The 14,112-nt window shown below is 68.7% G+C and carries 15 protein-coding genes; 9 read left to right on the top strand and 6 right to left on the bottom strand.

Going from position 1 to position 14,112, the window contains the following annotated elements; translation table 11 throughout:
• Window positions 1-141: 141 nt before the first annotated feature.
• Window positions 142-1,605: a metalloprotease TldD gene (gene tldD / locus AC0IZJ_RS23160; RefSeq protein ID WP_471853929.1), complete on the bottom strand. Its 1,464-nt coding sequence runs from the start codon at window positions 1,603-1,605 to the stop codon at window positions 142-144.
• A 171-nt stretch (window positions 1,606-1,776) separates the two neighbouring features.
• On the opposite strand from tldD, the gene AC0IZJ_RS23165 reads away from it, so the two are divergent.
• Window positions 1,777-2,970 (top strand): PQQ-dependent sugar dehydrogenase, encoded by a 1,194-nt coding sequence (locus AC0IZJ_RS23165; RefSeq protein WP_471853930.1) that lies wholly within the window; start codon window positions 1,777-1,779, stop codon window positions 2,968-2,970.
• On the opposite strand, the gene rsmI is transcribed toward AC0IZJ_RS23165, so the two are convergent.
• Window positions 2,948-3,868, bottom strand: a complete 921-nt coding sequence (gene rsmI, locus AC0IZJ_RS23170) for a 16S rRNA (cytidine(1402)-2'-O)-methyltransferase (RefSeq protein ID WP_471853931.1) — start codon at window positions 3,866-3,868, stop codon at window positions 2,948-2,950. The genes AC0IZJ_RS23165 and rsmI overlap by 23 nt on opposite strands.
• Here rsmI and AC0IZJ_RS23175 point away from each other — a divergent pair.
• The 3 genes from AC0IZJ_RS23175 (at window position 3,861) to AC0IZJ_RS23185 (ending at window position 5,610) form a co-directional block, all read left to right on the top strand.
• A complete protein-coding gene (locus AC0IZJ_RS23175) occupies window positions 3,861-4,253 on the top strand; it encodes a YraN family protein (RefSeq protein WP_471853932.1) in 393 nt (130 codons plus the stop codon). The two genes, rsmI and AC0IZJ_RS23175, sit on opposite strands and share 8 nt — an antisense overlap.
• A gap of 150 nt (window positions 4,254-4,403) precedes the next feature.
• Entirely contained in the window at window positions 4,404-4,982 is a 579-nt protein-coding gene (locus tag AC0IZJ_RS23180; protein WP_471853933.1) for an SIS domain-containing protein, read from the top strand.
• A 19-nt stretch (window positions 4,983-5,001) separates the two neighbouring features.
• On the top strand, window positions 5,002-5,610 hold the full coding sequence (locus AC0IZJ_RS23185) for a BON domain-containing protein (RefSeq protein WP_471853934.1): 609 nt from the start codon (window positions 5,002-5,004) through the stop codon (window positions 5,608-5,610).
• Between the two features lie 32 nt (window positions 5,611-5,642).
• On the opposite strand, the gene AC0IZJ_RS23190 is transcribed toward AC0IZJ_RS23185, so the two are convergent.
• Genes AC0IZJ_RS23190 through AC0IZJ_RS23200 form a run of 3 tightly spaced genes read right to left on the bottom strand, consistent with a single transcriptional unit; the run spans window position 5,643 to window position 8,787 of the window.
• Window positions 5,643-6,569 (bottom strand): NAD(P)-dependent oxidoreductase, encoded by a 927-nt coding sequence (locus AC0IZJ_RS23190; protein ID WP_471853935.1) that lies wholly within the window; start codon window positions 6,567-6,569, stop codon window positions 5,643-5,645.
• 18 nt (window positions 6,570-6,587) lie between these two features.
• Window positions 6,588-7,724, bottom strand: coding sequence for a PilT/PilU family type 4a pilus ATPase (locus AC0IZJ_RS23195; protein WP_471853936.1), 1,137 nt, complete (start codon window positions 7,722-7,724; stop codon window positions 6,588-6,590).
• A gap of 19 nt (window positions 7,725-7,743) precedes the next feature.
• Window positions 7,744-8,787, bottom strand: a complete 1,044-nt coding sequence (locus AC0IZJ_RS23200; protein WP_471853937.1) for a type IV pilus twitching motility protein PilT — start codon at window positions 8,785-8,787, stop codon at window positions 7,744-7,746.
• Between the two features lie 26 nt (window positions 8,788-8,813).
• Between AC0IZJ_RS23200 and AC0IZJ_RS23205 the strand changes: the two genes are divergently transcribed.
• The 5 genes from AC0IZJ_RS23205 to AC0IZJ_RS23225 all read left to right on the top strand — a co-directional run bounded on the left by AC0IZJ_RS23205 (window position 8,814) and on the right by AC0IZJ_RS23225 (window position 13,544).
• Window positions 8,814-9,485, top strand: a complete 672-nt coding sequence (locus AC0IZJ_RS23205; protein WP_471853938.1) for a YggS family pyridoxal phosphate-dependent enzyme — start codon at window positions 8,814-8,816, stop codon at window positions 9,483-9,485.
• On the top strand, window positions 9,482-10,168 hold the full coding sequence (locus tag AC0IZJ_RS23210) for a c-type cytochrome (RefSeq protein WP_471853939.1): 687 nt from the start codon (window positions 9,482-9,484) through the stop codon (window positions 10,166-10,168). Before AC0IZJ_RS23205 ends, AC0IZJ_RS23210 begins: the two co-directional genes overlap by 4 nt.
• On the top strand, window positions 10,165-11,439 hold the full coding sequence (locus AC0IZJ_RS23215) for a c-type cytochrome (protein ID WP_471853940.1): 1,275 nt from the start codon (window positions 10,165-10,167) through the stop codon (window positions 11,437-11,439). Before AC0IZJ_RS23210 ends, AC0IZJ_RS23215 begins: the two co-directional genes overlap by 4 nt.
• A 211-nt stretch (window positions 11,440-11,650) precedes the next feature.
• The gene (locus AC0IZJ_RS23220; protein WP_471853941.1) at window positions 11,651-13,198 is read left to right on the top strand and encodes a methyl-accepting chemotaxis protein; all 1,548 of its coding nucleotides are present in this window, start codon (window positions 11,651-11,653) and stop codon (window positions 13,196-13,198) included.
• Window positions 13,199-13,226: 28 nt separating this feature from the next.
• Window positions 13,227-13,544 (top strand): energy transducer TonB, encoded by a 318-nt coding sequence (locus AC0IZJ_RS23225; RefSeq protein ID WP_471853942.1) that lies wholly within the window; start codon window positions 13,227-13,229, stop codon window positions 13,542-13,544.
• Window positions 13,545-13,698: 154 nt separating this feature from the next.
• Here AC0IZJ_RS23225 and AC0IZJ_RS23230 read toward each other — a convergent pair whose 3' ends face one another.
• A complete protein-coding gene (locus AC0IZJ_RS23230) occupies window positions 13,699-14,076 on the bottom strand; it encodes a cold-shock protein (protein WP_471853943.1) in 378 nt (125 codons plus the stop codon).
• Window positions 14,077-14,112 lie beyond the last annotated feature (36 nt).

Below are 14,112 nucleotides of genomic sequence, written 5' to 3' on the forward strand. Positions count from 1 at the left end.
CTGGGTTCAGCGCGCGCGCTCAGGACTCTCCACCGCCGGGGCGGGAGAAAAACCAAAAGCTAAAAAAGGTAGCGCGGGACATGGGTGCGGAATCTAGCACGCTGGCGAGAACGGGCTTTCGTGAGACGCCAAGCCAAGCTTTCAGGCCGTGCCGCCCACCGTCAGCCCGTCGATGCGCAGCGTCGGCTGGCCCACGCCCACCGGCACGCTCTGGCCTTCCTTGCCGCAGACGCCCACGCCGGTGTCCAGCGCCATGTCGTTGCCGATCATGCTGACGCGAGTCAGCGCGTCCGGGCCGTTGCCGATGATGGTGGCGCCCTTGACCGGGTACTGGATCTTGCCGTTCTCGACCCAGTAGGCCTCGCTGGCCGAGAACACGAACTTGCCGCTCGTGATGTCGACCTGGCCGCCGCCGAAGTTGGTGGCGTACAGGCCCTTCTTGATGGAGGCGACGATCTCCTTCGGGTCGTCCTTGCCGCCGAGCATGTAGGTGTTGGTCATGCGCGGCATCGGCACGTGGGCATAGCTCTCGCGGCGGCCGTTGCCGGTGGGCGCGGTCTTCATCAGGCGGGCGTTCATCGCGTCCTGGATGTAGCCCTTCAGGATGCCGTCCTCGATCAGCACGTTGCGCTGGCTGGCGCAGCCTTCGTCGTCGACATTCAGCGAGCCGCGCCGGTCGGGGATGGTGCCGTCGTCCAGCACCGTCACGCCCTTGGCCGCCACGCGCTGGCCGATGCGGCCGGCAAAGGCGCTGGAGCCCTTGCGGTTGAAGTCGCCTTCCAGGCCGTGGCCGACGGCTTCGTGCAGCAGCACACCGGGCCAGCCCGGGCCGACCACGACAACCATCTCGCCAGCCGGCGCCGGGCGGCTTTCCAGATTGGTGAGCGCCGCATGCGCGGCCTGCTCGACGTAGGTCGCGATCATCTCGTCGGTGAAGTACGCCAAGCCGAAGCGCCCGCCGCCGCCGCCCGAACCCACCTCGCGGCGGCCGTTGCTCTCGGCGATGACAGTGATGGACAGGCGCACCAGCGGGCGCACGTCCGCGGCAATCGTGCCGTCGGCCCGGGCGATCAGCACGACCTCATGCTCGGCTGCCAAACCGGCCATCACCTGGGCGATGCGCGGGTCCTTGGCGCGGGCCATCTTCTCGGCACGCTCCAGCAACGCGACCTTGGCCGCGCTGTCCAGGCTGGCGATGGGGTCGGTCACGCCGTAAAGCTCACGACTGCCGGCCACGCGGTTGGTGCCCGGCACCTTCACCTTCTTGCTCTGGCCTGCCGCCGCAATCGTGCGCGCGGTGCGGGCGGCGTCCAACAGCGAGTCCAGCGAGATGTCGTCGGAATAGGCAAACGCCGTCTTCTCGCCGGCCACGGCGCGCACGCCTACGCCCTGGTCGATGCTGAAGGAACCGCTCTTGACGATGCCCTCCTCCAGGCTCCAGCCCTCGGCGCGCGTGGTCTGGAAATAGAGGTCCGCGTCGTCGATGCGGTGCTCCGTGATGAGGCGCAGCGCCTGGGCGAGCGACGCTTCGGTCAGACCGAAGGGCTCCAGCAGTTGCGAGCGGGCGGTGGCCAGGCGGGCCAGGGTGGGTTCGACGGCGATCATGGGTTCATTCTAGGAACCTGCGGCGCCCGCCCGCGTGACGCTGACCACGCCGTGCGCAGGGGCGGGCGGCCGTGGGTCATTTACAAGCTTTCACAAGTCCGCGCCAACTAGGGGTGGCGACGCAAAGGCCGTGGCCGCGAGCATCGTGCAAACCAACAATCTGGAGACTTCATGAAGCCCCTGCTCACCTCGCTGTCCCTCGTCATCGCCGCTGGCGCAGCCCCTGCGATGGCGGCCACCGAGATCGGCTCCGGCTACACAGATCCGCTTTTCCTGACGGCTCCGATGGGCGACAGCCGCCTGTTCGTGGTGGAAAAAGGCGGCCTCATCAAGGTGCAGCAGGGCAACACGGTGTCGACATGGTTCGACCTGTCAGCGCAGGTCGACACCGGCGGCGAGCGAGGCCTGCTCGGTCTGGCCTTCGATCCCGGTTTCTCCAGCAACGGCCGCTTCTATGTGAACTACATCGACAAGACGTCGCTGAACACGGTCGTCGCCAGCTACACGGCGAACCCCTCCGGCGTGGTCGACCCGACGAGCGCGCGCACCATCATTACCGTGAACCAGCCCGCCAACCTCAGCAACCACAAGGCGGGCTGGATCGGCTTCAGCGCCGCCGACCCGGGCAACCTCTACATCGCCACCGGTGACGGCGGCAGCGGCAACGACCCCGACAACAACGCGCAGAACCTGAACAGCAACCTGGGCAAACTGCTGCGCGTCACGCCCAATGCCAATGGCGGCTACACGGTGCCGGCGAACAACCCCTTCGTCGGCGTGGCCGGCAATGACGAAATCTGGGCCTATGGCCTGCGCAATCCCTTCCGTAGCAGCTTCGACCGGCAGACGGGCGACCTGTGGATCGGCGATGTAGGCCAGGGCGCGCGTGAGGAGGTCGACTTCGCGTCCGCCGCGTCCGGCCTGGGCCGCGGCGCCAACTACGGCTGGCGCGTGCGCGAAGGTTCCATCGCCACGCCGGGCATCGGCGACCCGACACCGCCCAACCTGACCAACCCGCTGTTCGACTACGGCCGTGACGTCGGCGGCACGGTCATCGGCGGCTATGTCTACCGCGGCGGCGCCGATGCCGCACTGGACGGCAAATACGTGTTCGGCGATTTCGTCTCGGGCCGCATCTGGAGCCTGAGCGAGAGCGGCGGCACGGTCAGCACGACGGCGCTGGATTCGCCCTTCGCAGGCTTCCAGCTGACCAGCTTCGGCGAGGGCGGCGACGGCGCCCTCTATGCGGTGGGCAACGGCAGGGTCTACCTGCTTGCGGCGGCCGTGCCTGAGCCCGCACCGGCCCTGCTGCTGGCCTTGGGCCTGGCGGCCGGCGGCCTGCTCACTCGTCGCCGCCGTTCCTGAGCCTGAGCCCAGCGTCGTAAAGCCGGTTGCGCGGCGCGCCGGTGATCTGGGCGGCCAGGGCCACGGCCTGCTTCAGCGGCAGTTCGGCGACAAGGAGCGCCAGCACGCGCAGCGGCTCCGGGGGAAGGTCGTCGTCTGCCACCGGCTGCGGCAGCCGCGCATGCAGCACCAGCACGAACTCGCCGCGCTGGCGTTGCGAATCGGCGGCCAGCCAGGCCGGCAGTGTCCCGGCCTCAGCGGTGTGGATGCTCTCGAATTGCTTGGTCAGCTCGCGGCAGACCGTGACGCGGCGCGTCGGTGCCAGCTCGGACAGCAGCGCGATGACTTCGACGATGCGATGCGGCGCTTCGAAGACGACCTGGCTCTGCCCCTCAACGGCCAGCACGGCTTGCAGCGCGGTGCGGCGCTCGCCGGCCTTGGTGGGCAGGAAGCCGGCGAAGGCAAAGCTCGTCGCGGCGGTGTCGCCGGCGACGCTGAGCGCCGTCACCGTGCTGCTCGGGCCGGGCAGTGGCAGCACGCGGTAGCCGGCCGCCACGACGGCCTGCACTAGCACCGCGCCGGGGTCAGAGATGGCCGGCGTGCCGGCGTCCGATGCATAGGCCACGCGCTCGCCCGCGGCCAGTCGCGCCAAGACCGTCGCGCTCGCTTCGCGCTCGTTGTGCTGGTGCAGCGCGATCAGCGGCTTGTGCAGGCCCAGGTGGCGCAGCAGGCCGCCGCCCATGCGCGTGTCCTCGCAGGCCAGCGCATCGGCCAGGCTCAAGGCATGGATGGCGCGCAGGCTCAGGTCGGCCAGGTTGCCGATGGGCGTCGCGACGAGATAGAGCGTGGCGGCCGGATACTGCTGGCCGCCGGCTGCGGCCGCTGCGGCCTGGCAAAGCAATGAGGCGTCAATGTTCAAGTGGGGCTCTCGATCAAAACCGGCTACCAAGACGCGCGGTGACGCGGCGGAGGACGCTGCGCTGGCGCATCTGCAACGCGCCGGCCTGCGGCTGCTGGAGCGGAATTATCGAGTCGGCGCCGGCCCCAGCCGCCGCGCCGGCGAGGTCGACCTGATCCTGCTGGACAGCGACGGCACGCTGGTCTTCGTCGAAGTGCGGGCGCGGGCCGATGCCTCGCACGGCGGCGCGGCCGCAAGCGTCACGGCACGCAAGCAGCAACGCCTCATCTACGCCGCCCAGCATTACCTGCTGCGCTATGCCAGCCCGCCGCCTTGCCGGTTCGACGTGGTCGCCATCGATGGCGAGACGCTGACCTGGCTGCAAGCCGCCTTCGATGCGGGTTGACATCGGGCCCCTCGCCCAAGGACTTACCTTGGGCGGTCCCCTGGGGGACGGCGATGCTCGGGGCGTTGAGCCACGCGCACATCGCCAGGACGGGCCGGCTTGGGAGCGGCCCGGCGCTCGGCCCGCGACGCTGACTATGATCGCCGCCCAATGATCGAGCAACGCATCCAGCAGCAATTCTTCGAGAGCGCCGACCTGCTCTACCAGGCCGCCGAGCAACTGGCCCGCCCCCTGGCGATGGCAGCACAGATGGTGGTGGACGCCATCACCGGCGGCAACCGCATCCTGTGCGCCGGCCAGGGCCTTGCCAGCATGGACGCCGACTACCTTGCCGCCCGCCTGGCCGGCCGCTTCGAGCAGGAGCGCCCGGGCCTGGCGGCCTGGAGCCTGTCCGCCCAGGTGCGCGACGCGGCCGGGCTGGACCTGACCCGGCTGCTGCAAGCCCACGGCCACCCGGGCGACGTGCTCATCATGATTGAGCCGCTGCGCGAACAGCGCGACGCCTGGCAGCCCGCGCTGGCAGCAGCCCATGCACAGGAGATGAGCATCATCGCCCTGACCGCCCAGCCGCCGGGCTCGGCCGACGAGTGGCGCGGCGTGCTGCTCGACACCGATATCCAGATCCGCGTCAGCCACGGCCGTGAGCCGCGCGTTGTCGAAGCCCAGCGCGTGCTGCTGCATGCGCTGGCCGATGCTGTCGACCTGCAATTGCTGGGCAGCGACGAATAACCCATTCGATGGAAACCCGATGAAGAAGCTCTCCCTCACCCTGACCGCCGCCATCCTCGCCAGCACGCTTGCCACCGGCTGCGCGCCATTGCTGATCGGCGGCGCGATGGTCGGCGGCGTCAACGTCGCCACCGATCGCCGCACCTCGGGCGCCCAGCTGGAAGACGAGACCATCGAGGTCAAGGCCGGTGCCCGCGTGCGCGAGCAGCTCGGGGAGAAGGTGCACGTCAATGTCAACAGCTACAACCGCGTCGCCCTGATCACCGGTGAGGCCAACTCCGAAGAATCTCGCGCGGCGCTGGACAGCGTCGTCGGCGGCGTGGAGAACGTGCAGAAGGTGCTGAACGAAGTCGCCGTCGGCGCGGCCAGCTCGCTGGGCAGCCGCTCCAGCGACGTCGTCATCGCAGGCAAGGTCAAGGCCAAGCTCATCGACGCGCGCGACCTGCACAGCAACGCCTTCTACGTGGTCGTCGAGCGCGCCCAGGTCTACCTGATGGGCCGCGTGACCGAACGCGAAGCCGAACGCGCAACGGAGATTGCGCGCCAGATCGGCGGCGTCAAGAAGGTCGTGCGGGCGTTCGAGATCATCAGCGAGGAAGAACTCGCCCGCACGCTTCCGAAGAAGTAGGTCGGGTCGGAACCCGGCCTGCCGAATCAGACCTACCGGGGCTGGGTGCGGCGGTCGGCGGGCGCAGGGCTGAGGCGCTTGATCAGGCTGGACGTGTCCCAGCGGTTGCCGCCCATGGCCTGCACGTCGGCATAGAACTGGTCCACCAGCGCCGTCACCGGCAGGCGTGAGCCGTTGCGGCGGGCCTCGTCGAGCACGAGGCCGAGGTCCTTGCGCATCCAGTCGACCGCGAAGCCGAAGTCGAACTTGCCCTCGACCATGGTCTTGCCGCGGTTGTCCATCTGCCAGCTCTGGGCGGCGCCCTTGCCGATGACGTCAAGCACCTGGGCCATGTCCAGGCCCGCGTTCTGACCGAAGCGCACGGCCTCGGCCAAGCCTTGCACGAGGCCGGCAATGCAGATCTGGTTGACCATCTTGGCCAGTTGGCCGGAACCCGTGCCGCCGAGCAGCGTGACGGCCTTGGCGAAGGCGAGCGCGAGCGGCCTGGCCGCCTCAAAGGCCGCCGCGTCGCCGCCGCACATGACGGTCAGCGCACCATTGACCGCACCGGCCTGGCCCCCGGAGACGGGCGCATCGATGAAATGCAGGCCCTGCAAGGCGGCCACCGAGTGCAGGTCACGCGCCACCTCGGCCGAGGCCGTCGTGTGATCGACGAACACCGTGCCCGGCGCCATGCCGTGGAACGCCCCCGACTCCCCAAGCACGACCGAACGCAGGTCGTCGTCATTGCCGACGCAGCAGAACACGAACTCCGCGTCCTGCGCAGCCTCGGCCGGCGTTGCGGCCAAGGCGCCGCCGTATTCGTTCACCCAGGCCTCGGCCTTGGCGGCGGTGCGGTTGTAGACGGTGACTTGGTGCCCGGCACGCGCCAGGTGGCCGGCCATCGGATGGCCCATGACGCCCAGGCCCAGGAAGGCGACTCGGCGGGAGGGAACGGGGTCGTAGCTGCGGGTGCTCATGGGGAATGAATCAGAGGATCAAAGAATCGTCAGGTGCTCGGTGCCGGAGGACAGGTCGCCGCTGCGCGCGCGTTCGCTGTTCAGCTTGATCTGCAGACGCAGGTCGTTCACGGAATCGGCATTGCGCAGCGCGTCTTCATAGGTCACCTTGCCGGCTTCGTAGAGGTCGAACAGGGCTTGGTCGAAGGTCTGCATGCCGAGTTCGCGCGAGCGCTTCATGAGCTCCTTGATCTCGGTGATCTCGCCCTTGAAGATCAGGTCGGAGATCAGCGGCGAGTTCAACAGGATCTCGACGGCCGCCACGCGGCCCTTGCCCTCGCGGCGTGGCAGCAGGCGCTGGCTGACGAGGGCGCGCAGGTTCAGCGAGATGTCCATCAGCAGCTGCTGGCGGCGCTCCTCGGGAAAGAAGTTGATGATGCGGTCCAGCGCCTGGTTGGCGCTGTTGGCATGCAGCGTGGCCATGCACAGATGGCCGGTCTCGGCGAAGGCCACCGCGTGCTCCATCGTCTCGCGGTCGCGCAGTTCGCCCATCAGGATGACGTCGGGCGCCTGGCGCAGCGAATTCTTCAGCGCGGCCTCCCAGCTGTCGGTGTCCAGGCCCAGCTCGCGCTGCGTGACGATGCAGTTCTTGTGCGGGTGCACGAACTCGATCGGGTCCTCGATGGTCACGATGTGGCCATAGGTCGTCTCGTTGCGCTCGTCGATCATCGCGGCGAGCGACGTGCTCTTGCCCGAGCCCGTGGCGCCGACGACGATGACCAGGCCGCGCTTGTGCTGCACCACCTCCCGCAGCACGGGCGGCAGGTCCAGCGACTCGATGGTGGGCAGCACGGACGGGATGGTCCGCAGCACCATGCCGACCTGGCTTTGCTGGATGAAGGCGTTCACGCGGAAGCGGCCGATGCCGTGCGGCGAGATCGCGAAGTTGCACTCCTTGGTGCGCTCGAACTCGGCCGCCTGCTTGTCGTTCATGATGGCCCGCGCCAGCTGCAGCGTGTGCTGGCCGGTCAGCGGCTGGGGCGACACCTTGGTCAGCTTGCCGTCCACCTTGATGGCGGGCGGGAACTCGGCCGTCAGGAAGAGGTCGGAGCCCTTGCGCGACAGCATCAGCCGCAGCAGGTCGTTGATGAACTTGGATGCCTGATCGCGTTCCATGGTGCGTGTCCTTGGGCGGTCAGCCTGGGAAGTTTTCCGGGAATTTCGCCTTCGAGCGAGCCTCGGCGGGGGAAATGATGTTGCGCCTCACCAGATCCGTCAGGTTCTGGTCCAGCGTCTGCATGCCCTGCGAGTTGCCCGTCTGGATGGACGAGTACATCTGCGCCACCTTGTTCTCGCGGATGAGATTTCGGATGGCCGACGTACCCAACATGATCTCGTGGGCCGCGACGCGGCCGCTGCCGTCCTTCAGCTTGCACAGGCTCTGCGAGATGACGGCGACGAGGGACTCCGACACCATCGCCCGCACCATCTCCTTCTCGGCGGCGGGGAAGACGTCGACGATGCGGTCCACCGTCTTGGCGGCCGACGAGGTGTGCAGCGTGCCGAACACCAGGTGACCCGTCTCAGCCGCGGTCAACGCCAGGCGGATGGTTTCCAGGTCGCGCATTTCGCCGACGAGCACGCAGTCCGGGTCTTCGCGCAGCGCCGAGCGCAGCGCGTTCGCGAACGAATGCGTGTGCGGGCCGACCTCGCGCTGGTTGATCAGGCTCTTCTTGGACTCGTGCACGAACTCGATCGGATCCTCGATGGTGAGGATGTGGCCGTACTCGTTCTCGTTGAGGTGGTTGACCATGCCGGCCAGCGTCGTGCTCTTGCCCGAGCCGGTCGGGCCGGTCACCAGCACCATGCCGCGCGGCTTGAGCGCCAGGTCGGCAAAGATCTTGGGCGCGTTGAGCTGCTCCAGGCTGAGGATCTTGCTGGGAATCGTCCGGAACACGGCGCCCGCGCCGCGGTTCTGGTTGAAGGCATTGACGCGAAAACGCGCCAGACCCTGGATCTCGAAGGAAAAATCGACTTCCAGCGCCTCCTCGTACATCTTGCGCTGGGTGTCGTTCATGATGTCGTACACCATGTCGTGGACCGCGCGGTGGTCCAGCGCCTCGACGTTGATGCGGCGCACATCGCCATGCACGCGGATCATGGGTGGCAGCCCAGCCGAAAGGTGCAAGTCCGACGCCTTGTTCTTGACCGAAAATGCCAGCAGCTGAGTGATGTCCATGGTGTACCTGTAAAGCTCGACTGATTATGGCCATCTCGGATTCCCTCCAAGTCACCAAAAACCGCATTGCTGCGGCATGCGTCTCAGCCGGCCGTGCAGCCGAGGCGGTTCGCCTGCTCGTCGTCAGCAAGACCTTCCCCGCCTCGGCCGTGCGTGAAGCCTTTGCCGCTGGCGCCCGTGCCTTCGGCGAGAACTACGTGCAGGAAGGCCTTGCCAAGGCGCAGGAACTGGCCGATCTCCCCATCGAATGGCATCTGATCGGCCCGCTCCAGTCCAACAAGACGCGGCCGGTCGCGGAAGCCTTCGCCTGGGTGCATTCGGTGGACCGACTCAAGACCGCAGAGCGCCTGTCCGAGCAGCGCCCCGCCGGGATGCCGCCGCTCAACATCTGCCTGCAGGTCAACATCAGCGCCGAGGCCAGCAAGAGCGGGCTGCTGCCGGCCGACGTGGCCGGGCTGGCCCACCAGGTCGCCGCCCTGCCCCGGCTGACGCTGCGCGGCCTGATGGCCGTGCCCGAGCCGGGCCCGGGCGCGCTGGCCCAGCACCAGGCGATGGCCGCGTTGTTCGAGGCGCTCAGGGCAGAGGGCCTGGCGCTGGACACGCTGTCGCTGGGCATGAGCGCCGACCTCGAAGACGCCATCCGTGCCGGCTCGACAATGGTGCGCGTGGGCTCGGCCATTTTCGGAGCGCGGACATGAGGATCTGGTGGCTTGCCTTGGCCGTGTTCGCCATGGCCGCTACGGCGGCCCGGGCGCAACCCGTCCCGAACACGCTCGCGCAGCGAGCTTTGGCCTGCACCGGCTGCCACGGCAAGGAGGGACGCGCCGCGCCGGACGGCTACTACCCGCGCCTGGCGGGCAAGCCGGCCGGCTATCTGCACAACCAGTTGCTGAACTTCCGCGACGGCCGGCGGGACTACGGGCTGATGAGCGAGCTGATTGCCCCGCTGTCCGACGCCTACTTGAAGGAGCTGGCCGGCCATTTCGCAGCGCTGGACCTGCCCTACCCGCCGCCGCAGAAGCCCACGCTTCCGGCGCCCGAACTGGCCCGCGCTGAAAAGCTCATCCGCAATGGCGACGCCGCGCGCCGGCTGCCCGCCTGCACCGCCTGCCACGGCGAGCGCCTGACCGGCACCCAGCCGGCCGTGCCGGGGCTGCTGGGCCTGTCGCGCGACTACCTGAACGGCCAGCTCGGCGCCTGGCGCAGCGGCCAGCGCCGTGCGCAGGCGCCGGACTGCATGGCCGATATCGCCAAGGCGCTGACCGACGCGGAGATCAATGCGGTGACGCAGTTCCTGGCCGGCCAGGCCATGCCGGCTGACACCCACCCCGCCGCCACGATGGCCGCGCCCGCGCCGGTCCGCTGCGGGGGGCTGCCGTGAAGCGTCTCCTGCTCATCGCGGTCGTCGTGCTGGCGCTGGGCTCGCCCTGGGCGCTGCTGGCCTGGCAGCGGAATCTGTCCGACGCCACGCCGCCGTCCACCGCCCCCGTCAGCCTGGAGCGCGGCGCCTACCTTGCGGCCGTCGGCAACTGCGCCGGCTGCCACACGGCGCGCGGCGGCGAGCGCCTGGCCGGCGGCCGCGCCGTCCCGACGCCCTTCGGCACCGTCTTCTCGACCAACCTGACGCCTGACGCCACCGGCCTGGCCGGCTGGAGCGCCGATGACTTCTGGCGCGCCCTGCACCTGGGCCAGAGCCGCGACGGCCGCCTGCTGGTGCCGGCCCACCCGATCACCAACACCACGCTCGTCAGCCGCGAGGACGCCGACGCGCTGCACGCCTGGCTGCGAGCCCAGCCCGGCGTGGCCGCCACGCGCCGCGAACACGAGCTGCGCGGCCTCTACGGCAGCCAGTTGGCCATCGCCGCCTGGCGAGCGCTCTACTTCAGCCCCGGCGTCTACCAACCCGATCCCGCGCACGACGCCACCTGGAACCGCGGCGCCTACCTCAGCCAGGGCCTGGCCCACTGCAGCGCCTGCCACGCCGGGCGCGACGCGCTGGGCGGCGACCGGGGTGCGGCAGACTTTCGCGGTGGGCTGCTCGCCGGCATCGGCTGGGTGGCGCCGTCGCTGCTGGACCCGGCTGAAGCCGGCGTGCAGCGCTGGTCATCCGAGACCGTGCAGCGCCTGCTGCGCGACGGCCACGTCGACAGCCACACCGCCCAGGGCCCGATGGCCGAGGTCGTGCTGGGCAGCACGGCAGCGCTGAACGACAGCGACCTGGCCGCCATGACGGCCTATCTGCGCGCGCTGCCCGAGCGGACGGTGGCCCCGCCGGATGGCGCCGAGCCCGACCCGCGCCGCCGCGAGCTTGGCGCCGGCCTCTACCGGGAGCATTGCGCCGCCTGCCATGGCGCCAACGGCGAGGGCCGGCGCGACGAGGCCGGCGCTCTGGCGTACCCGGCGCTGGCCGGCAGCCGTCTCGTCACCCAGGCCAGCGCGGCCAACCTCATCCGGCTCATCGAGCGCGGCGGCTTCGCGCCGGCCACGCCGGGCCACTCGCAGCCCTACGGCATGCCACCGTTTGCCGGCGTGCTCGGCGCCAACGATCTGGCCGCGCTGGCCAGCCACCTGCGCCAGTCTTTCGGGCACCGCGCAGGCGAAATCGACGCCGTCGAAGTGCTGCGTTTGCGCTCGGCCACTACTTCACACTGATCTACCAAGCCCCAGGGCGAGGGGCCGTCGTGAACGACTTCACGGCGGGGGTGAAGACACAGGAAGCAAATCGTCACAGGTCGCGACACACTGCGCGGCGGCCCGTCGCTGGGGCAGTCCAAACAGGACATGCGGGCCTAAAGTTCACTTCGAACTCCACAGCGGCAGCCGGCCGCCGATACCCGAAGACCAAGACAAGGAATAGATCCGAATGAACTTCCTGACGCAACTGCGCATTGGCCAAAGACTGGCTGTGAGCTTCGGCCTGCTGATCCTGTTGTTGGTCGCCATCGGCTTTTATGGCGCCTCCAACGCCCGGCGCCTGGCGAACGACCTGGACCGCACCGCAAATTCCAGCCTTTTTAAGATTGGTGCTGCGAATGCGCTGGAGAGCCAGGTCAACATCATCTCGCGCGCCGTCCGGGACCTGCTGCTGCTGGACACGGCGGGCGCCATCAAGAAGCAGAAAGCCGCCATCGTCGGCGCGGTGGACGAAGCCGAAAAGCAATTGACGAGCCTTGACGCCGCCTCTTCCGACGACAAGGAAAAGTCGGTCGTCGGCGAAGTCCGCGAGCAGAAGACCAAGTTCCTGGCCGCACTTGCCAAGTTCCAGAAGATCCAGGCCGACGGCAGCCCCGACGAGGCACGTGAGAGCCTGATCACCGACCTGCGCCCCGCGCAATCCGCGCTGCAGGAGGGCCTCAAGAAGCTTGTCGACATGCAGTTCGACAGCGGCAAGGAGCTTGCCATCTCCGGCAACGAACGCGCCCGCTTCTCGGTGATGGTGACCGCGGTGCTGGTCATCGTTGCAGCGGCTCTTGGCATTGGCGGCGGCCTCGTCATTTCGCGCTCCATCGTCGGCCCGGCACGCCGCGCCCAACTGGCCGCGGAAGCCATCCGCGACGGCGACCTCACACAGGACATCCAGGTCGACGGCCGCGACGAACTCAGCCAGATGCTGCAGGCCATGAAGGACATGCAGCAAGCGCTCTCCGGCGTCGTGCGCGACGTGTCGGCCGCCGCCAGCGAGGTGGCGCAGAACTCCGGCACCATCGCCGACAGCAACACCAACCTGGCCGACCGCACCAACCGGTCCGCCGCCAGCCTGCAGAACACGGCTGCCTCGGTGGAAGAGATCGCCTCGACGCTCAAGGGCGCCAGCGACCTGACCCGCCGCGCCGCCGGCATCGCCATCACGGCCCGCCAGGCCGCCAGCAACGGTGGTGCCGTCGTCTCCAAGGTCGTCGAGACGATGGAAGAGATCAGCGCCAGCTCCAAGAAGATCGGCGACATCATCGGCGTCATCGACGGCATCGCCTTCCAGACCAACATCCTGGCCCTGAACGCGGCCGTTGAAGCCGCCCGTGCCGGCGAGCATGGCCGCGGCTTCGCGGTCGTCGCCTCCGAAGTGCGCGCGCTGGCCCAGCGCTCGGCCGGCGCCGCCAAGGAAATCAAGGTGCTGATCCAGGAATCGACCGTCAAGGTCGAGAACGGCACCACGCTGGTCAACAACGCCGGCGTGACCATCCGCAGCGTCGTCGACGAGGTCAACAACATGGGCCAGCTGATCGAGGAGATCTCGCACTCGGCCCAGGAGCAGGCCACGGGCGTGGGCGTCGTCAACGGCGCGATGAACGAACTGGACCGCGCCACGCAGCAGAACACCACGCTCGTCGGCGACCTGAGCCGCTCGGCCGACGCGCTGCGCGACAGCTCCACCCGCCTGATCGAAGCTGTCGGCTTCTTCCGCGCGGCCTGAACCTCACTCTCAACTGCAAAGGTTCGCCATGTCCTTCCTGCGTTCCGCCACCGTCCTCATCGCCACCCTGATGCTGGCCATGGCCGCCCACGCCGTGCCCAAGGTGGTCAAGAAAGTGCCGCCGGAGTTCCCCAACGAGGCCGCCAAGAAAGGCATCTCGACCGGCTCCGTCAAGGCCAAGCTCAACATCGAAGCCGACGGCAAGGTCAGCAGCGTCGAAATCATCGAAGCCGAGCCCAAGCGCGTCTTCGACCGCGCGGTGATCGCGGCGTTGATGGAATGGAAGTTCGAGCCGGGCGAAAAAGCCAGCCACGAAGTGAAGCTGGTCTTCAAGAACGAGGACTGAAGATTGAAAGCCCCTCGCCCAGTCCTGCACCGCTGAACGCGGCAGGCCTGGTCTGTCCCCCGAGGGGACGGCGATGCTCGCTGCATTGAGCCGCAAGCACATCGCCTGCGGGCCGGCTTGGGGGCGGCCCGGCGCTCGGCCCGCAGTCTGACGCTCAGCGCCTCGCCACAGACGGCACGGCGCTTGTCTTCTCCGCAGGCCACCCGTACAGCCCGCCCAGCACCAGCATCACCGCGACCACGGCGCCGGCCACCAGGCCCAGGCGCCGTTTTCTTTGGGCGCGCTGTACGCGTGCCTGGCCCAAGCCCGTGGCCTCCCGCAGGGCCGAGCCGCGGGTGGCCGACGCCAGACGCTTCAGGCCCACCGCCTGCTTGCGACCGTCACGGCCCGTGACAATTTCAAAGCTCAAGGGCTCATCCAGTCGAGGACCTTCCCCGTCGGTCGGGAAAGCGCCCAGCCCGACGAACACCTCGTCCCCGCCGCCCACCGGGCGGATGCTGCCGTAGCCGGCATCCGGGTTCCAGGCACTCAAGACACCTTCGAATCGCATAAAGACCTCTGCCGCACA

This window comes from Roseateles sp. AC306 (assembly GCF_979253795.1).